This is a genomic window from aff. Roholtiella sp. LEGE 12411 (genome assembly GCF_015206995.1).
In the GTDB taxonomy this organism is placed as follows: Bacteria; Cyanobacteriota; Cyanobacteriia; order Cyanobacteriales; family Nostocaceae; genus Komarekiella.
This window is the reverse complement of the sequence record NZ_JADEXR010000007.1, coordinates 1-21929: the sequence shown is the minus strand read 5'-3', so window position 1 is coordinate 21929 and position 21929 is coordinate 1. Positions and strand designations below refer to the sequence as shown.

The following is a 21929-nucleotide window of genomic DNA, read 5'->3' as shown; positions in this document are numbered from 1 at the left end:
TAGGCGCTTGATAAGTTTACTATCACACTTACCAGATGAAACGAAAGGATCTCAAGTCCAGAAAGTCAGTACTGAATACTTGCTTGCGTGTATCTGTTGGCATAACGGTTGTAACTAAGACCTGGGTTTAGCTTAATCTTTTAGAATCTACATTAGGAAAATCACCGTAAAACAAAGTGTTTATTAAGTTTTACAGACAAAACGCCATTTTACCTGTAAAATTTCTTCGGTAGCATCTTATGCTTAAGCTGTTCTAACCCGCTCGGCATCACTTAACACTAAGACTCTGGCTTTACCATTGTCTAAATCGCTCCTCACAATACCGTATCGAGCTTGGGTAGGGGTGCAATATTTTGCATTCCTAAAACTCGCAAACTCTTCCCACAACTTTATAGAGGCGTGGGTAATCATTTGACGTTTACACTTATACTTCAGCCCCAGTAGCATTATATACTTACTTTTTTTAGAGTAGAACTATATACTGACTACAGGGATAGTAGACCTTACCCTAAGGCATTTTTTTTAGCCATTCACCAACCATGAAACTTGAGGATATATATCAATTCTTTGAGAATCCTCCGCCAACTTACCTCTGTCAGGAACTAGCAGTTTGTTACCTACTGTCTGTTTTGCTACAAGGTGAATCCTACGGAACCGAGTTGATCCAGCTACTAGAAACTGAATATCCCACCTACAGACTTTCAGACACAGTGCTTTACAGTGCGATCAAATTTCTTGAAGATCAAAGGGCAATTACTGGGTATTGGAAGAAACTCGAAGGGCGAGGCCGCCCTAGGCGAATGTACCAAGTTCCTTCCGAATGGCAAGTTAAAGCGCAGGATTTGGCTTTTCTTTGGCAAGATTACATAAACGGGAGGACAAATTAAGGAATATATTGATAATGAATAAGTCTCCTCCAGTCGCACAGTAACAAATAGTTATGGATACTGCTATTCTGCCATCTACGTTGCTGCTAACCTTGTTGTTATCGGTTGGGCTGTTTTTCTTTATTCGTGCCTCGACTAAAGACCGTACACAAACAGTGGAACTGGTATCTGAGCAAGACGAAGCTGCTTTAATGTCTCAATTAAAGGAGTATTTCCGCTCACGGTCTTACCGAGTGGCAGCGGTAGACCGAGAACAAAACCAAGTAACTTTTGAAGGGTTTGTTAGACCCAGCTGGTTTTTAGCTATATTTTTAACTCTGCTGGCATCTATTGGTTTTGTTTGCCTATCGCTAGTTCTATCCCTGCTTTTTCCCGGGCTTAGTAACTTTTCTCTCGTTATAGTACTATTGTCACCTTTGAGTGGTATATTTTATTGGAAAAAAGCTGGAAGACTTGAGAAGGTGTCCCTAAAGGTGGAAGCAACCCACAGCGAACAACACTCCCCAAGTAAAATAACTGTAGTTGCCCATCGAGATGAACTCATTGAGTTACAGAGTAACTTACAGTTAAAGGCTGGTGAATAATTGCTGGTTTTCTTCACCATCCCCTATTTATAGATATGCAGACTTCTGACCTATTTCTTCACTAGTGGACAGCATAGAGGAGTAAATCACAACTAGCGCTTTGTCAATTTTCCCCACGACTCGTGTTGTGGGGAAAAATTTAAATTTGTTGACAGAGCGTACTTAACAATCTACCTGGATGTAAGTACAACTTTACCTGCGCTTCTAGAAGCACTTGATATTCTCACTCCCTTCTGTATCATCTGACTAGCAATCAACTCGTGCAACCAATTTGGTGTGGTTTAACACAAGTTGATTTTCCAAATACCTGGACTAGCCTCACTGGCAAATCAGTTACAAACTAAAAAAAAAAGAAACTTTCGCATAAACTGAGCAATTTTGCCAGTTAAATGATAGTCAGAAGCAACATTCAATGTATCTGATGACCATTTATGGTTCACCGACTAGCTAAAGCAAGGGGTTCTTGACCTGGTGAAGGTTCTAACACCCTCAAGCTAGGAAACAAGAAATGGTTTTCCTCTACGTATTGAGCACCAAACAGTCCCTTTTCTGCCCAGAAATAACGGTCTGTGGTGTGTTCGTTCCGCTTTACGAGTAGCAACGCCGGTGGCAAAATACCTTCAGCTTGAATGAATTTTCTCGCTGCTGTCACAGGTTTTTCTTCGCCGCTTTCGATGCTATATTGAGGCACATGCTCTAGAATTCGCCGTCCTTCTTGGCGACGACGACTTTTCCTTTTGCGTCTCCTTGCCAACCTATTGTCCTCCTCTTTCAAGCTATAGATTGTAGTGATAGCTACAAAATCCGTCGTCATTATATAAGTTCTAGTTCAAAATATCAATAGTTGTTAACCTTTTGATACAAGAAAAAATAATATCATTTTAAAATATTTAAATTAAAAGTAACTAAGGATATAATCCCCTGGTACAAAGCATTACTAAAAAAATTCAGTTAAGCTTTATTAAATTAAGTGAGCGAAAAATAAGTATCCTTTTTAATCATCCCTCAAAGTCTGTAATTCTGAGCAAAAGCTAAAAAATGTTAATGTCTGCCAGTTCTGATTTTCTTGCTCTGTGTCGAGAGCAAATAGCACTGCTCACCCAAGGGCTGGGAGCATCTTTGAGTGTTGTGTACTTGACACAAGAATTGGTAGAGTCAAGTTCAGGTGAGGCGAAACTAGTTCCTGTAATGGTTTACCCGGAGACAGCGGTGTTACTGCAAAAAGAGGAAACTGCTGAGTTAACACTACGTAAGCAACTGAAAGTAGGAAATGTGTTGGTCTTACCCAATCATCAAGGAAGGTTATTGTCAGCGGGATCGGAATCTCCCACCTCATCACGGGAGTATGAGATACCAAATGCGTCCCAACCTCACTCCAGAGAAGAATACCTGCTTAGTGGCAACCAAATTGTTTTACCTCTGATCTATGAGGGTGTGATGATGGGGTTACTGGTGACAGGTAGGGAAGACCGTGTATGGAATGAACACGAGCAGAGTGAAATTCAACGTATAGCCCAAACACTGGCGATCGCCTGTATTTTAGATCAGCGACGAGCATGGTTGCAAGAGCAGTTGCATGAACAACAAATTTTACAAGAAAAACAGCGGGATTTGCTCGATAACCTATTGCACCAGTTTCGTAACCCCTTAACAGCATTGCGGACTTTTGGCAAACTACTATTAAAGCGACTACGACCAGCAGACGTTAACCGTGATGTGGCAAATAGTATAGTGCGGGAGAGCGATCGCCTCAAAGAATTGCTGCAACAATTCGATAAAGTAATTGACATGGCAGATGCAGATTTAGTACCGCTTTCGCTCCCTGAACATGAAGTATTTGTAGAAGCAACTGTCCAAAAAGATGCCAAACCAGCGCTGTTATTACCGGGAACGGGAGACAAAGAAACTGATTGCTCGTTATCAGAGATATTAAAGCCATTATTAGTATCAGCCAAAGCAATAGCGCAGGAGCGAAACCTAAAACTAATAGCTGAAATTAAGCAGATGCCACTAGTACGCGCCAATGTCAAAGCGTTACAAGAGGTATTGAACAATATCATTGATAATGCATTGAAATACACTCCCGCTGGTGGTAAAATTTTGATTCAAGCGGGGCAAGAAAAAGCTAATTTCCAAGGAATTGTTATCAGTGATAACGGGCCTGGCATTCCACCTGAAGATTTAAAGCATCTTGGGGAGCGACATTACCGGGGTGTACAAGCGCAAACAGAAATTCCTGGTACAGGTTTAGGGCTAGCGATCGCTAAACAATTAATAGAACAAATGCAAGGCGAAATTGAAATTTTCAGCCCTGCAATCAACTCATCAATCACTTCACTCGATGCACCAGGAACTACATTTATTATTTGGTTACCAAAAGTTAAAATGTAGTCCAAAATTAATGCAGTTTTTTATCAGATAATTAGGATATACAGCAACCAAAGTGTTGGCGAGGGAAATCAAAACTTGCTGGCGGGGAATAGCCTCATTAAGTCTGAAGAGATTTCCAGAATAAGCTGATAAGAAACCGATAGTATAAGGCTGCTGAATTGCACTGGATGCCAGCAAAAATGAAGCGATCGCACACTATGCTTCAAGTGGCGATCGCTATTCGGAGATAATTAAATTCACGACTTAAAAGGAGTTTCGTTTAGTAACGGTACGGTACTAAGTTCAAGTTAGAATTGAGTGTGAGCCTCAAATCTTGTTCTGGTCTAAGGACGAAAACAGTTGCTTCTTTTTTCCGCAACAGCACACTTGCTGCTGCACCCGCAGCACCACCAATAATAGGTTCTAATACCTCAATTCTGCGGTTGCCTGTAATTAGGGAAATGACACTAGCAGCACCTGCACCAATAGCTGCATCAGTTAATATACTACCAGTATCCGAACCCTTGGAAATTTTTTCCGTTCTGGTATATGTCCTAGAAGTTGCATTAATTTGCTGACGCTGACCAGAGGAGAATACTAATTCTTGGGCTACAAACCTTACACCTTTTCTATTGTTATCGTTGTTATAATCTCTATCTCTGTTGTTATAGTCCCTATCTCTGTTGTTATAATCTCTATCTCTGTTGTTATAGTCCCTATCTCTGTTGTTGTAATCCCTATCTCTGGAATAACTGTCCAGGTTGACAGGTTCTAGCCGTCCCACAACTTCAGTCCCAGCGGGAATTAATACATTTCTGTTCCTATCGATAATATCATTTGCTATTTTCAGCGTTATGGACAAACTTTCCCCAGGAGTAACAACAACTTTATCTTTTTCGTAGGTAACAGGAAAAGACACGTTAGCAGGAATAGTAACTGTTCTAGATTGCCCAATATTGTACTGTGCATTAGCAGGAGCAAAAGCAATCATAGGGGTAATAGTACTTGTGGCAATTGCCATTGTCATGAATGCAACGGTTCCAGATTTCCAGCGAAGAAGGTGTGTCATAAGAGGCTTTCCATTTGTGTGAGTGATGTGTGTAATGACGATGATTCACTGAGATTGTTTCTGACTGTTTTTAAACCTATCTATAGGCATATTCCGAAAGTAAAGGTGATTATATGACGTGAAATATATGCGCTCGTTCCTAAAGATTTTCGTCTTGCTAATGTGCGTCAATCAATAAGAAGCAAGACGCTTAGATAACGCAGAATTACTGTAACTTTTATTGAATGTTGTTTCAATGCTTACGTCCACATATTGATAGCCACTGATATAGAGGTGAATGGGCTGACTGTGAACTCTTAACTTATATTTTAGGTTTATTTGCTATGACTTGGGAAATACTTTCGTTTTCCTTTAGAATTGCTAAAGCTAATTTATAGAATAACCATTAATGGAACCGAGTGAAGCACAATATCTGATTATCAACGCATTTACTACCCTAGATTTACTCGGTAATACGTTCTATGATGAAGAAAGTGGCAATTGGTACATAAATAGCCCCAGCCCAATCTTGCCAATTGCGATGATTTTGCAGAATGGTGATATTGTTCCGACTACTTGGGACTTGTAATTATGGCAAATTGGACTGAAGAACAAAAACAAAAGTATGCTAGGTTCCAAGAAATTTTAGAAATTGGTAAACAGCGTTATATAGATGCTGGTGGTAATCCCGGAGGTTATCGAGCAGGTTTCAAGGGTCAGGATTACTTGACGGATGAAGAGAGGAAAGAAGCAACTAGAATCATGCGACAAATGTTTGGTATTTCTATTACAAATGGTTATGTTTATTGTCAAGGGCGTTCTTGGCAGTTACCTGATCATTCGTGATTAGATAAAGAGTAAATATAAGCTGAATTTTAAGTTAGTAGTTGGGTAAAAGATAGGTAACAGATATCACGATTGAGTTACCTGTAATAGTAAAAAATAAACTATCAGTTATATATCAGCTATATGAGTATTTAAAATTTATATTGACACTGATCAATCTCTGCGATGGGTAATAGCAAAGTATATTCTATTGTGAATTTATCGAAGGTATACTCACGTGCTGCGGCAGGTCATGACAAACTGATGTTTGGGAAACGGTCAGAAAACTCACGAATTTCATTTAAGATGCGATCGCTATCCTCTTCTCTAACCTCATCTAACCCATCGAGAGTAAAATTAAGGCTTCGCATGGATTTAACAAAATTTACTGTAAGTACATATAGTGGACTTTTGATACCTCGGTCAGAGTCAAACGATCGCAATACTCCATAAGAGTCACTTCTCTACGAAAGGCTGCGCCAACGCGATCGCAATTAATCAAACTAAAATGATGTCTTGGTGGCTAGAAGTCGGAGAACCAAATAAACGAAACCCGCCAGCGCGGGTTTTGATGTTTTACGACTATCCATAAAAGGCGATGTCTGATCTCATTAGATAGTCATAGTGAAGAGAATTTCTGGCTACCCCTGTTTTTGAAAGTAGCGGAACCTGGAGAAGTCAAGTAAAAATCATCTCCTTCAACCCTGAGAACAACTCTTCTTAGCTTGTTTTCTTCTCGCTCAACAGGGGTAAATAAAAGAAAGCCTCCAGGTGAGTTTAATTTTTCTCTGGCGGTAGCAAAAATTATTCACACAGAAAGAAAAAAGCACTCATCTTATTGTTAATTTTTGTAAAATTGAAGTCTTCAAGACTAGAAACCTGATATTTAGATAGCTAAACTAACAAACAGTGCATCTGTACTCTTAATTATTAAAAGTAGATGTGGCGCTATAGCCTGAATGATCCCAGTACAACTTATCCTCAAAAACTTTCTCAGTTACCGTGATGCCACTTTAGATTTTCGTGGTTTGCATACGGCTTGTATTTCTGGTTCCAATGGTGCGGGTAAATCTTCCCTTCTGGAAGCGATTACTTGGGCAATTTGGGGCGAAAGCCGCGCCACAACTGAAGATGATGTTATTCATTCTGGCGCGAAAGAAGTTCGGGTTGATTTTACTTTCCAAAATAACCAGCAAAAATATCGGGTGATTCGTACCCGAATTCGAGGTGGAACTAGCGCTCTTGAATTTCAAATCGAAACAGCCTCTGGGTTTCGTCCACTTACTGGCAAAGGAGTAAGGGCGACACAGGATTTGATTCTAGAACACATCAAGCTAGATTATGATACTTTTATTAATTCTGCCTACCTACGTCAAGGTCGTGCAGATGAATTCATGCTCAAGCGCCCCACCGAACGCAAAGAAATCTTAGCGGAGTTGTTGAAACTCAATCAGTACGATGATTTGGAAGAACGAGCAAAAGAATCTTCCCGTCAGTTCAAAGCACGGGTGGAGGAGCTAGAACGTTCTTTGGATTCGATTAAAACTCAGTTGCAACAACGTGAAATAACCGAGACACAAAGAGCCGAGTTAGAAGCTGAACTGAACCAATTGCAACAAGTGCAAGCGTTTGACAATATTCAATTACAAAGTTTGCAAGTTGTCCAGCACCAGCGACAAAATTGGGAACAACAACTCAGCTTTGTCAAGCAGCAATACCAGAATCTTACACAAGACTGCGATCGCCTCCAACAAGAGCGGTCAACTATTGGCAGCCAGTTGTCAGATATAGAAAAAATATTAAATCAGCAAGCTGAGATTAAAGCTGGATACGCTCAGTACCAAAGTCTGCAATCTCAAGAAGAAGCTTTTGCCACCAAATTTGAAGAATACACCCGCGCCCAACAGACTCGCCAACAAAAGCAACAACAGCTTACCAAACAACTTCACGAAATTGAACGGCAACTGCAACAAGCCCAAGCCCAACTAGAAGCTTTACAGCAGCAAGAGCGAGATATTCAGCAAACTCTCACTAAATCAGGTGAAGTAGAAGCAGCTTTAGCACAACTAACAGCAGCGCGTCACCATGTTGCTCGTCTTGATCAACTGCAAATGCAGGTAACTCCTTTGTTGCAACAACGAGCCACTTTAAAAAGTCAACTGGATCGCACTCATGCTGGTTTAATAGCACGACTCGAACAACTGCAAAGTACAGAAAACCAACTCCAACGCTCCTCACAACGCCAACCACAACTCCAACAAGCGGTAATGGATGTAGCAGTACAGATTGAGGAGTTGGAGAAAAAACGGGTTTATCTGCAAAGAGTGCAGGAAAAAGGACAGGAGAGGCGTCACTTTATTGAACGTCTGCAAGCTCATCAACGTGACTACGAAAAACTACTGGGAGAACTAGAGCAAAAACTACAAATGCTCCAAAATCCCAATGCTCTTTGTCCTTTGTGCGAGCGTCCTCTAGATGAACATCACTGGAGCCGTGTGGTAGAAAAAACCCAAACTGAGTTACAGGACACTCAAGGGCAGTTTTGGGTAGTTCGGGAACAAATGGCTGTATCAGATAGAGAAATTCAGGTACTGAGGCAAGAATATCGGGAAATATCTCAACAGTTGGCAAGCTACGATGGTTTACACGAACAACGAGGACAGTTAGCAGCACAATTGGAAGCTACAACTGATGTCCAACAACAGCTACAACAAATTGCTGCCGAAAAGCAACATCTAGAGCGATCGCTCCAAGCAGGTGATTACGCTCCCGATAAACAAGCCGAACTCCAACAGCTAGATCAGTATCTGCAACAAGTTAATTACAATGAACAAGACCACGCCCTGGCCCGGAGCGAAGTTGAGCGGTGGCGGTGGGCAGAAATTAAACAAGGACAGATTAAAGATGCTACTAAGCGACAAGCCCAACTAGCAGCCAGAAAACCAGAACTACAAGCCACTATTGCTCAATTACAAACTAGAATTCAGCAGGATCAAACTGATTCTGACTGTGCTCAACAGATCGCGGCTCTTGAGCGTCAAATTGTCGAAATTGGCTACAGTTCAGAGCAGCATAACAACTTACGCATGGCTGTACGCCAAGCTCAATCTTGGCATTTGCGTTATCAACAACTGTTATCAGCCGAGCAACAGCATCCTCAATTCCAGACGAGATTACAAGAGCTAGAAGCATCCAGAAGCGCCAGATTCACCGAGCGACAAAACCTCGCTAACCAAATTGAAAGCATTATCCAGCAGTTAGAAGCAACAGCCAATCCATCTGCTCAAATTCAAGCTTTAGAGCAGCAGTTAGCAAACCGCAGACGACAACTTGATGAGCAAATAGCGAAGTTAGGGCGTTTGGAACAGCTGGCTCATCAACTAGAAACGCTGCAAATTCAGTACGAACAACAGCAGCAGCAACTGCAATCTTGCAAACAGCAATATCGTGTTTATCAGGAATTAGCGCAAGCATTTGGTAAAAATGGTATCCAAGCACTAATGATTGAGAATGTGTTACCTCAACTGGAAGCTGAAACTAATCAACTACTTTCACGGCTGAGTGCCAATCAGTTACACGTACAATTTATTACACAAAAAGCTGGACGCAGTGGTAGATCAACGAAGAAAAATGCCAAGCTGATAGACACCTTGGAGATTTTAATTGCCGATGCTAGAGGAACGCGAGCTTATGAAACTTACTCTGGTGGTGAAGCTTTTAGAATTAACTTTTCCATCCGTTTGGCTCTAGCGAAATTATTGGCGCAGCGGGCAGGGGCGGCGTTGCAATTATTGATTGTGGATGAAGGATTTGGTACACAGGATGCAGAAGGATGCGATCGCCTGATTGCGGCGATTAATGCGATCGCTGCTGATTTTGCCTGCATCCTCACCGTCACCCACATGCCCCACCTCAAAGAAGCTTTCCAAGCTCGGATTGAAGTCAGTAAAACCCAGCAAGGTTCGCAATTGCATTTGTTGATTTAATCCTCAGCTACAAGACAGATTCTTCATTGAAAGCGACGGAAAACTCCATCCCCAGGTGTCTGTAGAGGGATAGTCGCTCCGCCGGATTGGGCATGGGGCATGGGGCATGGGGCATTGGGTATTGGGCATTGGGCATTGGTAGCTTCTTTACCATGCCCCATACTTCTCTACGAGAGGCTGCGCCAACGGCTTACCTGGGCTTTGCTCAGTACAAGTTCCCTATTGTCCCTTATCTTCAGAGGGGCCCCGAGTTCCCTATGCCCAAAAACTCCATCCACAAGGGGGTGGAGTTTTTCATTATTGTTGTCCTGATTGTTCAGGCTGTTGTTCGTCAACTTTTTTAGTATTACCTGCTTTCACCCACCCTTCTTGTTCGTTAGCTTCTACACGAATCTTTTGCCAGGTTTTATCCTCGCTTTCTTCCAAGATGATGATTTTTTGATTAAAACCAACCCCACCAATACGTTGGGCTTCCTGATTGGGTTCTGCTCGCAAGCTCAAGCCTTGAGACCAACTAACACGCCCTCGGTAAGTTCCTGGTGGTAATGGCTTTGGTGATTGGATCTTGGGTGATTCAGTAGGATTAGGAGTAGAGGTTGAGTCAACAGAGGATTGAGTCGCAGCTCCGGGTGTAGGGGTAGAACTGCTTGCTCCCGCCTGGGCCTTCACCTGCGGGCTATCATTGGCAAAAATGGGCTTAGCAGGGGGTATAGCGGTTCGATTAATGAAATAGAGAGCAGTGGCAACGCCGCCACCTATTAACACAGCGATCGCTAAGAAAAATCCAAGGGTAAACTTTAGTAAGCCAGATAACATATTTAAAACCTGATCACCACTGGTAAATAGTCAATGATACCGAAGTTCAGAGCGGAAGCTTCCTCTGCTCTGACTTCTCTCAAGAGTCAAAATTCAAGGTTCAAAGGCGTTTATTTGGACTATTGACTCTGGACTAACCCATTATTGTAGCTGCCACTGAATATGTTAGCGTAGCTTGCCGAAGGCATCGCTTAAAGGACTATGTTTCGATGCTAAACGCGCTCTCCCCGCCGCCGCCCATTCTTGTAGTTGCTGAATTTGCTCTACAGCGGTTCGTGCTAAAGGTATTATCTGACTGGCTGCTTCTAATATGTCGTCGGTAGCAAAGTCTCGGTTTTGGCTAAAGCCAATATGCATTGCTTCAATCAAAGTTTGCTCAATCTCGGCTCCGGAAAAATCGGGCGTTTCATAAGCTAGCCTGTCGATGTCATAGCTTCTCAAGTTATGGGGACGCAATCGGGATAAATGAACATTAAAAATTGCTTTTCTCTCTTCTTGGGTGGGCAAACCCACAAAGAAAATTTCATCAAACCGTCCTTTGCGAAGCATTTCTGGCGGTAGGGCTTGGATATCGTTGGCAGTGGCGACGACAAACACAGGTGAGGTTTTTTCGGCTAACCAGGTAATAAAAGTGCCAAAGACACGGCTGGTTGTGCCAGCATCCCCTTTGCTACCAAGTCCAGAGAAGGCTTTATCTATTTCATCAATCCATAAAATGCAGGGAGCGAGGGCTTCAGCTACCTGGATCATTTGGCGAGTGCGAGATTCTGACTCACCCACCAAACCACCAAATAACCGCCCCACATCCAAACGTAGTAGAGGTAAATGCCAGTGATGAGCGATCGCTTTTGCTGTTAGAGATTTACCAGTGCCCTGAATACCCACCAACATTAAACCACGGGGGTGCGGTAATCCGTACTGTCGCGCCCTATCAGTAAATGAACCTCCCCGACGAATCAGCCAATCTTTCAGGTTATCCAGTCCGCCAATGTCAGAAATTTGCTCAGTGGCAGGGTGAAAGTCCAGGATTTGGGTTTGGCGGATAGTTTGGCGTTTTTCCTCCAAAACTAGATCCACGTCTTCTGGTTGCAATTCTCCGTGGGTAGCGATCGCCTTTGCCAAAACTCGGCGAATACGTTCCATAGAAAGTCCTTGACAAGAGCGCACAAGATCATCTAGGACTTTGGCAGAAAGTGAGGAATTACCAGTGCTTTGTAGCAAGCGCTCCACCTCTAGTTTAATTTCTGGAGCGGCGGGTAAGGGAAACTCGACGACCGTCAAAACTTCGCTTAAGTCGTCAGGGATGGCGATGCGCGGCGATAATAATACAATATTTTTGGGTTGAGACTTGAGAAGTCGCGCTAGGTTGCGGAGTTTGCGAGCGATCGCCACATCATCTAAAAAACGATGATAATCTCGTAAAATCAATACCGCAGGTGCAGCTGCTGGTAATTTTTCAATGAATTCCAAAGCTTGCAGCGGGTTACGTCGCCCAAACCCAGCATCATTTGGGTTTCCCTGATAACCATCAACAAAATCCCAGGTATACACTGGGCGATTGCCTTGGTTGGTTGCTTCTTCCCGGATAGCTGCTTCTACCCGTTCTTCCTCATAGGTAGGAATATAAATTAAAGGATAACGGGCACGTAGGAGTAGTTTAAACTCTTCACGAAAGTTCATAAAATAGCTGTTAGTGTTTATTCGTTCTTATCCCATTGTTCAGGTTTGTATTGTGTCTCACAACTAAAAACGAATATTTCTCGTTATCTGGCTCTCAATACGGATCGGATCAGATTTTTTAATAGATCACAAAGACGCGGTTTATCGCCGTCCTTACAATAATTAGTACTTTGTCGAGGCAGCGATAAACCCTATCTGGTAACTTAACCAAACAGTATTGGCTAATATTCATGATGTAATAATTAGCTTACTATATACGTAATTTTTTTTAATATTCAGGAAAGTCGTCTGCTCAATCTGGATTAGAGCTTAAATTAAATTATATTTTTCCAAAGTAAATAAAATGGAAGAAAATAACTCACAGCCCAAAAATACTGGCGGAATGTCCCTCAACATTGGCGGTGGTCAATTTTCAGGTGTTCAAGTTGGACAAGCTGCTGGCGACATGACCCAAAATCAGCAAATTACTCAGGGTGAGGCTGAGAAACAATTGACCTTACCAGAGGTTGCGGAATTAATGGCACAAATTGAATCCATATTTCGTAATTCAGATTTACCAGAAGACCAAAAGAAACAAGCACTGAAACATCTGGATTATGCAAACGACGCAGTTAAAGAAAAAGAACCAGACAAAAACACTGCGGCGACAAGTTTGCAAAAAGCTAGTAAAGTCCTTAAAGAAGCAAACGAAACCTTTAATGCAGGCCAAGGAATTTGGCAAAAGTTAGAGCCAATTGCCAAACAATTAGCTCCTTGGTTAGGAGTTGCAGTTAAAAGTATTTTACTAATTACATAAAAAAAGATTATGAATCAAGAACAGCCCCTTCAAAATTTGAATATTGATGGTGCTTTGATTCGGGAAGCTCAAATCGGACAGGCTGGACGCGACTTGCACCAAATTCAGTACCTAACTGTAAATGAAAGCTTCAGCTTAGCTAAACTAATAAGTCACAGGCAAGTAAAAGCTCCTTCAGGAAAAGAGGAGTACCGTTTCCGAGAAGTTTTACTTAATAAAGTCAAACAGTATTGGATTAAAGGCGTACTAGAAAAATCTTTGTACACCAAAGGTCTAATTGATCTCGGACTTGAAGAACGATTAGACGCAGTAAAGCGCCCGTCTAGCGTTATCCAAGAAATTCCTAATGAGTCTGGACAAACCTTACTTGAAGGTAAAAGTGTCTCTGATATCTTCAATCAGATGGGAAAAGGGCGAACCTTACTAATTTTAGGAGAACCCGGAGCGGGTAAAACAATCACTATCCTAAAGCTGGCACAAGAATTAATTGCTCGTACCGAACAAGATTTGAGTCAACCTATTCCAGTAGTACTAAACTTATCTTCTTGGGGGAATAAACAGCAAACAATTGCTGATTGGCTGATTGAAGAATTGCATAGTACTTATCAAATTTTTCAGGCGCTTGGTAAAGTCTGGATTGAAGATCAACAATTATTACTACTACTAGATGGTCTAGATGAGGTTAAAATTGAGCGTCGGGAAACCTGCATCCAAGCCATCAACAAATTCATGCAAGAACATGGGCTGATTGAGATTGTAGTGACAAGCCGTATCCGAGATTATGAAGCTCTGTCTACTCGTTTGCAATTGCAAGGTGCTATCTGCATCCAATCTTTGACATTTCAGCAAGTTAACCAATATTTAGACCGGGCTGGTGAACAACTCGAAGCAGTAAAAACATTGCTTCAAGAAGACACTACGCTACAAGAGTTAGCCAAGTCTCCCCTGACTTTAAGCGTCATGACCCTGGCTTATAAAGGTAAGAAACTCGAAGATTTACCCAATACAGGCTCAAAAGAAGAACGCCGCAAACACCTGTTTGATGCTTATATTGAACGGATGTTTCAGCGTCGTCAATCTCAGCAAAGATACTCAAAAGTGCAAGCAAGGCGCTGGCTAATTTGGTTAGCACAGCAGATGTATCAAAAATCTCAAACAGTCTTTCTTATTGAAAGAATACAGCCTACTTGGTTGTCCAATCGAGTGCCAAAAATATTTTATCAATTGGGAGTTTTTCTATTTGGAGTCATAATTTGTGCGTTAATCAGCATTGTTTGCAATTTAATAAGTAAATCACAATCAATCAATCTGGTATATATTGTTGTAATAAGTGTTGTATTAACTGGTTCTTTGAGTATTACAAAAATAAAACCAGTTGAAACTTTGAAATGGTCTTGGCAAGAAGCCAAAAAATCTCTGAAAAATGGACTAATAGGTGGATTATTTGTGGGGCTAATGGTAGGAGTGTGTTTTAAGCTAACGGAACCTCAACCAAATATCATCGATGGTCTAGAATTAGGGTTAATACATGGGCTAACTGGTGGACTAATTTTAGGGTTATTAGGTGGGTTGAGAGGCCCAGAAATAGAGACAAAAACGATTCCTAACCAAGGGATACGGAACTCAGTCAGGAATGCCATACTAATGGGATTGATTGGCGGATTAATTGGTGGATTTTTTGGAGCATTAATTGGTTTAAAACTTTTACGTCCCCCACATCCTTCATGGCTGCAACTGGGGATAGTGTTTGGATTAGTTTTTGGGCTAGTATTTGGGGGTGGTAAAGCTTGTCTACAACATTTCACTTTACGCCTCATTCTCTACAGCCAGAATTACATACCTCGAAACTATGCCCACTTTCTTGAATATGCGACTGAACACATATTTTTGCAAAAGGTTGGAGGTAGTTACATTTTTATTCATCGAATGCTGCTGGAGCATTTTGCCCAAATGGAGCCAGTTAGCCGAGAATAAATTAAGCATAGTCATAATAAATAAAGAACATTATTTGCCAGTTTGTGTTTATTATTATGGCTAATACCAATTCTTTGTGAAACTGCACAAAATTAAGCTTGGTGAGAAATTCGGGTTAAGCCCTTTGTTGGGGATAAATCTCACAAGTAATCAGTATTACAGCGCTTCCGGCTATTATGCAATATAGTTTTCTCCTTGCCCCTCTCCTATCATTGCTTTCAGCTTTTAGGATGTACCTCATAGCTGCCGGAAGTGCTGTACTGTTTTCACTTGCTGACTTTACTGTGTACCCTACAGCTATAGCAATCCTGAATAATTCGTAAGAAACAAGAACCCCGACTTCTCAAAGAAGTCAGGGTTATGCGGGTTGCAATTCTTACAAATAAAATAGCATTGCTATATAATAATTGATTACTTGTAATAAACGCGCTATTAGTAGCGCGTTAACCAAGCTGAAAGTAACCTGTCTATCCCGGAAGTTGCTTTTTCAGTGCTTCTAGAGAGGCCCAACGATTGTCAATTGGATTTTCTGAACTATCGGCAGTATTGTTAATGATACCTGGACAATTGCGAGCACATAGTTGGCGCTGAGGCATTGCTAAGCACATCTGCTCATACAACCATTCGCTAGGATAAAAATAACTATCAGGTGATATGGTTTCTACCAAATCTTCCATAGCTACTTCCCGCTCTAGGGGCAAGTCTTGGGCTTGATTAGCGGTTTCATCTAACCAGATGACTTCCTTAGTATCAATCCCTAAACGTTGATTGTATTGCTGTAAGCAGCGGTTACAGGTACAAGTAATAATTGTTTCTGCTTGGCCAGATACTTCCAAGTAATTGCCTTGATGCTGCACGCGGACGTGACCACGAACTGGAGTCAATGTTTCCAGACCAGGTAGAAACTCCTTAATTTGAACTTCCTCTGTTCGCTCCGATGCTCTAGTTAGCTGCGGAATATAAATTGCGTCCATAGGATTTGTGAGACATCCTCACGAAAATTTATGGTGATTATCAGCAATTATGCTGACACTATATCTTTATTTTAGCTTTGAGCGACAGCAGATATTCAGTACTGGGCTAGCTTTTCATGATTCAACCGCTACAGATGGTCGGACAACCAGATGACGATGTGGCTCTTTACCGCGACTGAAGGTTTCCAAATCTTCAAAGTCTTTCAAGAAGGTATGAACTTGACGCCGTTCAGCCGAACTGAGGGATTTTATTTCGACTTCTTGACCAGAAAAGCGTACTTCGTCAGCTGCTGCTTCGGCTAAGGCCTGAATTTCGGCTTGTCTTTTAACACGATATCCATTTAATTCAATGGTGTAAGAGGCTTGTTCCTCTTGTGGTTGGCTCAGATTTAAAACCGAATTAGCTAAATACTGTATTGCATCAAGCACAGAACCATCGACACCAATTAAAACTTGGACTTGTTCTGGCGTCAAATTTGTTTTATCAATCGTCAACCAGTAGTTATCTGGTTCTGGGGAATCACTGTCTTGAGACTGGGCAGTTTCTAAATTGCCTTGAATTTCAGTAGATATACCAGTGAGTTCGAGCAGCGATTTTAACCACTGCTGACCTCGCTGCATGGGATTGTTGCTCATGATCCCCCTGTGGCTTTTTTCTTAGAACTTTTTGGCTCAAACGGCAATGCCTTTTGTTCTGCGATTGCTGTTTCTTTCTCCTGAGTCTCTACAATTTTTTGCAGTTCTTCTGGTAAGGGTTCGCGGGAGAGAATGTAGGTTTGCAGCGTCTGGAAAATATTACCAATTACCATATACATCAGTACCCCAGCTGGCAAGGGGAAGAACAAAAACATCCCAGAAAAGATAACTGGGGTAATTTTGTTAACTGTATCTTGCTGTGGATTGCCACCACTAGAATTTTGCCCAGAAAGTAATTGGCTAACGTAGAGGCTGATCCCAAAGAAGACAATCATAGCGACGATATCCCAGTGGATTGTACCATCTGGATCAGTCGCGCCAACTCTGCCTAGGGCATCAATGAATAGAAAGCCTTTATCTGCTGCAAGTCCAGGAATCGAGCCTTGAATCGTAACATCTCCTGGTTGTAAAGCTTCTATATTGCCATCAGCATCGATTTTGATCCTGTCTTCACCTTTGGTAACTTTCCATTCAGGAATCAACTTATTTTCTGGATGTTCTGCTAAGAGTACCTGAAATGGTTTGCCTTCAATAGTCTGATACTGTATCTTGGTTTGTTCTCCCACCGCTAATTTGTTGCCACTGGGAAGAATAGCAGTTACCTTAACGTGTTCTCCATCAGCAATATAGATGTTTTGAGGAGAAGTAGCGAAGGCTTGGGGTTGAATTTGTTCGATTTGTTCACCGGGAAGGATTTGTAGATTAACAGAATAGTTAACCCCAGCAAAAGGTGAACCTCGCAAAGTGGCGAACAGTGCTAATAAAACTGGCATTTGCACTAGCAATGGAAAACAGCCTGCTAATGGGTTGCCAAATTCTTTTTGGACATTGACCATTTCCTCTTGCTGCTTTTGCGGATCATCCTTATAGCGCTCTTTAATTTCTGCCATCCGCTTTTGCATCAAAGGTTGCACAACTCGCATCCGCCGCATATTGCGAATTGAGCCAGCACTCAGGGGATAGAGCGCGAAGCGGACTATCAATGTTAAGGCAACGATCGCCAATCCATAGCTAGGCACAATGCCATAGAAAAAGTCTATGATTGGCAACATTACGTTGTTCGAGAGAAACCCGATACCAAAATCCATTATTCTGAATTCAACCTGAGGTACTGTAAACTGACTGAGATCTAATTTATCTAAATCGTAGTTTGTCGGCGACTATCTTTCGCTACGGATAGCCGCACATTCAAAGTGCTGAGTCAAGGGTCAAAAGTCAAGGGTCAAGAGCTAGGAGGCAGAGTGGCAGTGTTTCGACTACGCTTCGACTCCGCTCAGCGCTAGCGCTCAACGAGCGATGCACAGGGGCACAGGGGAAAGACTTACTGTAACTTCCCCTTGCTCCGACTCCCCCACTCTTCCACTCCCCCACTCCCTCTGCTGTCCCTACTATCCATCACTTAATTAGCAGCACTACTATATTGGGGATTTTTCGCAGCTACTTTTTCGTTGATGTAGTCATAGACTTCACGAAAGTTGGGAATAGCCCGCAATTCTAGACGACTACCATTTTTGAGGGTTAGCACCATATCTCCCCAAAAGCCAAGGCCACGAGGGACTTTGACGATTTTGACAATTTCTGAGTAAATTACGTCAGTGCGATCGCGTCCCCTCCAACCTCCGATCAAAGTAATTCGGCGATCTGTGATCCGGAAACGCAGCCACAATGCCCTGACAATTGCACCGACTGCCAACGGTATCCCAACCACAGTTAGTCCAATCAGCAGGTTTAGAATTAAATCCCCAATGTGAGGGCCACCCTCATAATAAATATCTTCACGAATGCCCATCGAACACCTCGGCTTGTGCCAACAACTGCTCTAATTCTTGCAGAAATTGTGGGCTTACGCACTTAGATTCTGCTGCTGTGGGTTTCACAACAACTACTAGCCGCCATCCTGATGATAATTTGGGTAGTAGATTATGCAAAGCAGCTGTGATCTGCCGCTTGATCCGGTTGCGGATCACTGCTCTCTTACTAACTTTTGTACTAATTGAAATGCCAATTTGTGTACTGGCAAGATGTGTTGAGTCTGTTGGTTGTGTAGTCTTGGTGGCAGTATCCAAAGAAGGTTGTTTTACGTATGGCGGTTTTAAGGCTCTCAATGTTAAGTAAAAGCCATGACGCCGAGTTCCTTCCCGGAAAACTGCCTGGAAATCTTTTCGAGATTTTAATCGATTTGCTTTGGGCAAAGCCACAGTTGCTCTTTTAGCTTCAAGTGCCCTAAACGCTCAGACGATGACGTCCCTTCTTTCTCCTAGCGTTGATCACGTTTCTCCCGTCTGGTGTCCGCATTCGAGCGCGAAAACCAGAGGTTCTTTTTCTTTTACGGTTAGTGCCGCCCAAAGTTCTCTGCATACTATTCTCCTCTTAGGTGATTTTCATAAAAAGCCACAATCTCCTATTGTATCACTTTAATCGTGAAGAATTAGAGATTGAGCTTAAAAAGTCAACAGTCCAAAGTTAAAGGTCAAATAAATATACCCCATAACAGACGTGATTAATTGCGTCTGTACCCTTAGCCCTTGTACAGAGGCCATTAATTGCGTCTGTACTTAACTGACGCTAATAATCCAGGTTCCGAGGTAACGTAAAAGTGGCACATCGCCAGGCGAGAGAATCTGGCAGTTAAAATAGTAAACTCCTCCAAAGGCTGGGTTTCGCACGTTAGATAAGACTAACTCAACCTTGTTACCTGCTGGCACTGGCTCTTGAGGATAAATGTTGATAAGTTTAGCTTCTTTGTCCCACTTCACTTCAGAAAGCGGAACTTTTTTGCCTTTGACGCGTACCTCAATTTCTTTGGGATCAAAATTTCCTTTGTAATAATTAGGGTAGGTAATGGCAAATTGAGCCACTGCCAACTTCATCTTTTGTTCTGGAATTCTTAGTATGTAACGATCTGTGCTATTGGTTTGTCCACCAAAATCTAACCGGAAGGGTAGCTGGTTTTCGCTTTTGATGCCGCTAAACAGCGTAAATCCAGGTAAGCTTTGCGCCCAGGTGATCACGGGAAATCCAGTCACTAAACAGCTAGTAACAGCTAAAGCGGAAAGTAAACGTCGCATAATGGGGCTTCCTCAACCAAAATATAAATCTGTTATCTAAAATAGCTATGCGTTAGTATTCGTAACTAAACTTTACTACTGACTCCCTGACAAGGGACGCTCAATGACAAGAAAAAGTGCCATTTGTCTTAGAGGATTAGGTAAGATAAACTACTTAGTAACTTATATTACTAATATAATATTTACTTACCGCATTATCCTTGCGGTGTGCTAATTATATTGGCAGTTCGGTCAAATTTGAACTAGCTAGAAACACAATTGAGATTAGATTGTGTTTCTGAATATGTATAAGTGTATCTAAATTTAATAATTTTGTGATAAAACTTGAACCATGCGATCAGCGATCGCCAGTTAAATTGAGGTAAATTGTTAAAATAAGCTTGAACCAAAGTAGTAATCATTAAAATTTAGTTTGGAAATCATCAAGCTTAAAAAATTTGATGAATATTGCACTATATCAACAAAGGTATACCAAAATTTTCCAATCCCTAAAAGAAGCTGAAGACAAAGATGCAAAATTTGGGAATCACTTAGGATGTGCAATATATAATCCTGTTTGCAACTATCTGAAACTGTGACATCTGCAAGCGGTAAGCGGAAAGTCTCAGCTGAGGTTTGCGATCAATCTGATAGATCATCGCCGGAAGCCGACGCTTAGAAGTTCGGTGTCCATCAGAAGTTTACAAGAAAGTGAGGCCTTGCCTGAAGAGTTAAGAGTGGGAGAGGAAAAGTTCATTCAATTTATTAGTAAAAGTCATGGCTGATAGTTCCCGCCCAGGCACTATGAAAGGTGTGGGACGTCCTTCATCTGGACAATCGCGTAGGCAGAGATTAGGTATTTATCTCCAGGAGATTTCATGAGAATAGCAGTTGCTAAAGAAATAGAAGTTTGTGAACGTCGTGTGGCATTGATTCCTGATATAGTTGCCCGATTGGTAAAACAAGGTTTGGAAGTATGGGTAGAGACGGGTGCAGGAGAGCGAGCATTTTTTAGCGATGCTGCATATCAAGCAGCAGGAGCCAAGATTATTGATGATCCTGTCACATTATGGGGCGAAGCAGATATTTTACTAAAAGTTAGCCCTCCCCAAGAGCGAGAAGATGGGCGCTCAGAAATTGACTTGCTCAAAGAAGGATCTGTTTTAGTCAGCTTCCTCAATCCTTTGGGAAATCCGGTAGTGGCGCAGCAACTGGCAAATCGCCAAATCACAGCCCTAAGTATGGAAATGATTCCCCGTACTACCAGGGCGCAAAGTATGGATGCTTTGTCCTCGCAAGCTTCATTGGCAGGTTACAAAGCAGTATTGATTGCCGCAGCGGCATTACCGAAATATTTCCCAATGTTGACTACAGCCGCAGGGACGATCGCCCCAGCGAAAGTATTTATTATGGGTGCTGGTGTGGCAGGATTGCAAGCGATCGCTACCGCCAGACGCTTGGGAGCAGTAGTAGAAGCCTTCGATATTCGTCCCGCCGTCAAAGAAGAAGTACAAAGCTTAGGGGCTAAATTTGTTGAAGTCAAATTAGAAGAAGAAACCGTCGCAGCTGGCGGCTACGCTAAAGAAATTTCCGAAGCTAGTAAACAGCGCACCCAAGAAGTTGTCGCCGAACATATCAAAAACTCTGACGTTGTAATAACCACCGCCCAAGTACCTGGTAGACAAGCACCACGGCTCGTTACAGAAGAAATGGTGGCACAAATGAAACCAGGTTCGGTGATTGTGGATTTGGCTGCTGAACAGGGTGGTAACTGTGCCTGCACCGAACCCGGCAAAGACATTGTGTGGAATGGCGTAACAATTATTGGGCCCATTAATCTCCCTTCATCGATGCCAATCCACGCTAGCCAACTGTATTCCAAGAACGTGACATCGTTGATTCAACTGCTGATCAAAGATAAAGCTTTGCAGGTGAATTTTGCCGACGATATTGTTGATGCGGCTTGCGTTACCCATGCTGGTGAAATTCGCAATCAACGAGTGCGGGATGCGCTACAAGCTTTGAGTACTCAACAACCAGCGGTTAATTAGGGAATAGCGAGCAGGGGAGCAGGATGAGCAGACGGGCAGAGGAGCAGATGGGCACACACAGGAGCCTTGAGATCCATCCATACCCAATACCCAATACTTCTCTACGAGACGCTACGCGTTAGCGGAGCTTTCGCTTTAGCGATACGCTCAGTACAAGTGCCCAATGCCCAATGCCCCATCCCCAATGCCCCATCC

General features: G+C 42.3%; 21 protein-coding genes and 1 pseudogene. 9 read left to right on the top strand and 13 right to left on the bottom strand.

All coding sequences use genetic code 11. The features are described 5' to 3' along the window. Positions 1 to 539: 539 nt before the first annotated feature. Both IQ246_RS02850 and IQ246_RS02845 read left to right on the top strand, forming a co-directional pair. Positions 540 to 887, top strand: coding sequence for a PadR family transcriptional regulator (locus IQ246_RS02850; RefSeq protein ID WP_193999943.1), 348 nt, complete (start codon positions 540 to 542; stop codon positions 885 to 887). A 53-nt stretch (positions 888 to 940) separates the two neighbouring features. Beyond that, complete coding sequence (locus IQ246_RS02845) at positions 941 to 1471, top strand: cofactor assembly of complex C subunit B (RefSeq protein ID WP_193999941.1); 531 nt, start codon at positions 941 to 943, stop codon at positions 1469 to 1471. 436 nt (positions 1472 to 1907) lie between these two features. Here IQ246_RS02845 and IQ246_RS02840 read toward each other — a convergent pair whose 3' ends face one another. Further along, positions 1908 to 2225, bottom strand: a complete 318-nt coding sequence (locus tag IQ246_RS02840; RefSeq protein ID WP_193999940.1) for a DUF3155 domain-containing protein — start codon at positions 2223 to 2225, stop codon at positions 1908 to 1910. 284 nt (positions 2226 to 2509) lie between these two features. On the opposite strand from IQ246_RS02840, the gene IQ246_RS02835 reads away from it, so the two are divergent. Continuing rightward, positions 2510 to 3862 carry a GAF domain-containing sensor histidine kinase gene (locus IQ246_RS02835; protein ID WP_193999938.1) on the top strand — a complete coding sequence of 451 codons (1353 nt, stop codon included), beginning with the start codon at positions 2510 to 2512 and terminating at the stop codon, positions 3860 to 3862. Positions 3863 to 3910: 48 nt separating this feature from the next. Here IQ246_RS02835 and IQ246_RS30130 read toward each other — a convergent pair. Together IQ246_RS30130 and IQ246_RS02830 are read right to left on the bottom strand one after the other, a co-directional pair. After that, a pseudogene (locus tag IQ246_RS30130) lies at positions 3911 to 4033 on the bottom strand (S-layer homology domain-containing protein); the annotation flags it as partial. Positions 4034 to 4121: 88 nt separating this feature from the next. Continuing rightward, positions 4122 to 4910, bottom strand: coding sequence for a conjugal transfer protein TrbI (locus tag IQ246_RS02830; protein ID WP_193999936.1), 789 nt, complete (start codon positions 4908 to 4910; stop codon positions 4122 to 4124). 388 nt (positions 4911 to 5298) lie between these two features. On the opposite strand from IQ246_RS02830, the gene IQ246_RS02825 reads away from it, so the two are divergent. From IQ246_RS02825 to sbcC, 3 genes are all read left to right on the top strand, one after another. Next, complete coding sequence (locus IQ246_RS02825) at positions 5299 to 5478, top strand: hypothetical protein (RefSeq protein WP_193999934.1); 180 nt, start codon at positions 5299 to 5301, stop codon at positions 5476 to 5478. A 2-nt stretch (positions 5479 to 5480) separates the two neighbouring features. Next, entirely contained in the window at positions 5481 to 5735 is a 255-nt protein-coding gene (locus IQ246_RS02820) for a hypothetical protein (RefSeq protein WP_193999932.1), read from the top strand. 938 nt (positions 5736 to 6673) lie between these two features. Further along, complete coding sequence (gene sbcC / locus IQ246_RS02815; protein WP_193999930.1) at positions 6674 to 9700, top strand: exonuclease subunit SbcC; 3027 nt, start codon at positions 6674 to 6676, stop codon at positions 9698 to 9700. 23 nt (positions 9701 to 9723) lie between these two features. On the opposite strand, the gene IQ246_RS02810 is transcribed toward sbcC, so the two are convergent. The 3 genes from IQ246_RS02810 to IQ246_RS02800 all read right to left on the bottom strand — a co-directional run bounded on the left by IQ246_RS02810 (position 9724) and on the right by IQ246_RS02800 (position 12196). Beyond that, on the bottom strand, positions 9724 to 9861 hold the full coding sequence (locus IQ246_RS02810) for a hypothetical protein (protein WP_193999928.1): 138 nt from the start codon (positions 9859 to 9861) through the stop codon (positions 9724 to 9726). Between the two features lie 136 nt (positions 9862 to 9997). Next, positions 9998 to 10516: an SH3 domain-containing protein gene (locus tag IQ246_RS02805; RefSeq protein WP_193999926.1), complete on the bottom strand. Its 519-nt coding sequence runs from the start codon at positions 10514 to 10516 to the stop codon at positions 9998 to 10000. A 165-nt stretch (positions 10517 to 10681) separates the two neighbouring features. Beyond that, entirely contained in the window at positions 10682 to 12196 is a 1515-nt protein-coding gene (locus IQ246_RS02800) for an AAA family ATPase (protein WP_193999924.1), read from the bottom strand. Between the two features lie 343 nt (positions 12197 to 12539). Here IQ246_RS02800 and IQ246_RS02795 point away from each other — a divergent pair, with 343 nt between their 5' ends. Then, positions 12540 to 12992 (top strand): hypothetical protein, encoded by a 453-nt coding sequence (locus IQ246_RS02795; RefSeq protein WP_244141913.1) that lies wholly within the window; start codon positions 12540 to 12542, stop codon positions 12990 to 12992. A gap of 9 nt (positions 12993 to 13001) precedes the next feature. Continuing rightward, positions 13002 to 14966, top strand: a complete 1965-nt coding sequence (locus IQ246_RS02790; protein ID WP_193999922.1) for an NACHT domain-containing NTPase — start codon at positions 13002 to 13004, stop codon at positions 14964 to 14966. A gap of 467 nt (positions 14967 to 15433) precedes the next feature. On the opposite strand, the gene IQ246_RS02785 is transcribed toward IQ246_RS02790, so the two are convergent. From IQ246_RS02785 to IQ246_RS02755, 7 genes are all read right to left on the bottom strand, one after another. Then, positions 15434 to 15940 (bottom strand): DUF177 domain-containing protein, encoded by a 507-nt coding sequence (locus tag IQ246_RS02785; RefSeq protein ID WP_193999920.1) that lies wholly within the window; start codon positions 15938 to 15940, stop codon positions 15434 to 15436. Between the two features lie 114 nt (positions 15941 to 16054). Beyond that, the gene (locus IQ246_RS02780) at positions 16055 to 16576 is read right to left on the bottom strand and encodes a R3H domain-containing nucleic acid-binding protein (RefSeq protein WP_193999918.1); all 522 of its coding nucleotides are present in this window, start codon (positions 16574 to 16576) and stop codon (positions 16055 to 16057) included. Further along, positions 16573 to 17724: a membrane protein insertase YidC gene (gene yidC / locus IQ246_RS02775; protein ID WP_193999916.1), complete on the bottom strand. Its 1152-nt coding sequence runs from the start codon at positions 17722 to 17724 to the stop codon at positions 16573 to 16575. Before yidC ends, IQ246_RS02780 begins: the two co-directional genes overlap by 4 nt. A gap of 311 nt (positions 17725 to 18035) precedes the next feature. Then, on the bottom strand, positions 18036 to 18425 hold the full coding sequence (locus IQ246_RS02770; RefSeq protein ID WP_193999914.1) for a PH domain-containing protein: 390 nt from the start codon (positions 18423 to 18425) through the stop codon (positions 18036 to 18038). Then, positions 18412 to 18834, bottom strand: a complete 423-nt coding sequence (gene rnpA / locus IQ246_RS02765; protein WP_193999912.1) for a ribonuclease P protein component — start codon at positions 18832 to 18834, stop codon at positions 18412 to 18414. Before rnpA ends, IQ246_RS02770 begins: the two co-directional genes overlap by 14 nt. 25 nt (positions 18835 to 18859) lie before the next feature. Beyond that, positions 18860 to 18994, bottom strand: a complete 135-nt coding sequence (gene rpmH, locus IQ246_RS02760) for a 50S ribosomal protein L34 (RefSeq protein WP_193999910.1) — start codon at positions 18992 to 18994, stop codon at positions 18860 to 18862. A 197-nt stretch (positions 18995 to 19191) separates the two neighbouring features. Beyond that, complete coding sequence (locus IQ246_RS02755) at positions 19192 to 19704, bottom strand: DUF2808 domain-containing protein (protein WP_193999908.1); 513 nt, start codon at positions 19702 to 19704, stop codon at positions 19192 to 19194. Between the two features lie 857 nt (positions 19705 to 20561). Here IQ246_RS02755 and IQ246_RS02750 point away from each other — a divergent pair. Next, the gene (locus IQ246_RS02750; protein WP_193999906.1) at positions 20562 to 21734 is read left to right on the top strand and encodes a Re/Si-specific NAD(P)(+) transhydrogenase subunit alpha; all 1173 of its coding nucleotides are present in this window, start codon (positions 20562 to 20564) and stop codon (positions 21732 to 21734) included. Positions 21735 to 21929 lie beyond the last annotated feature (195 nt).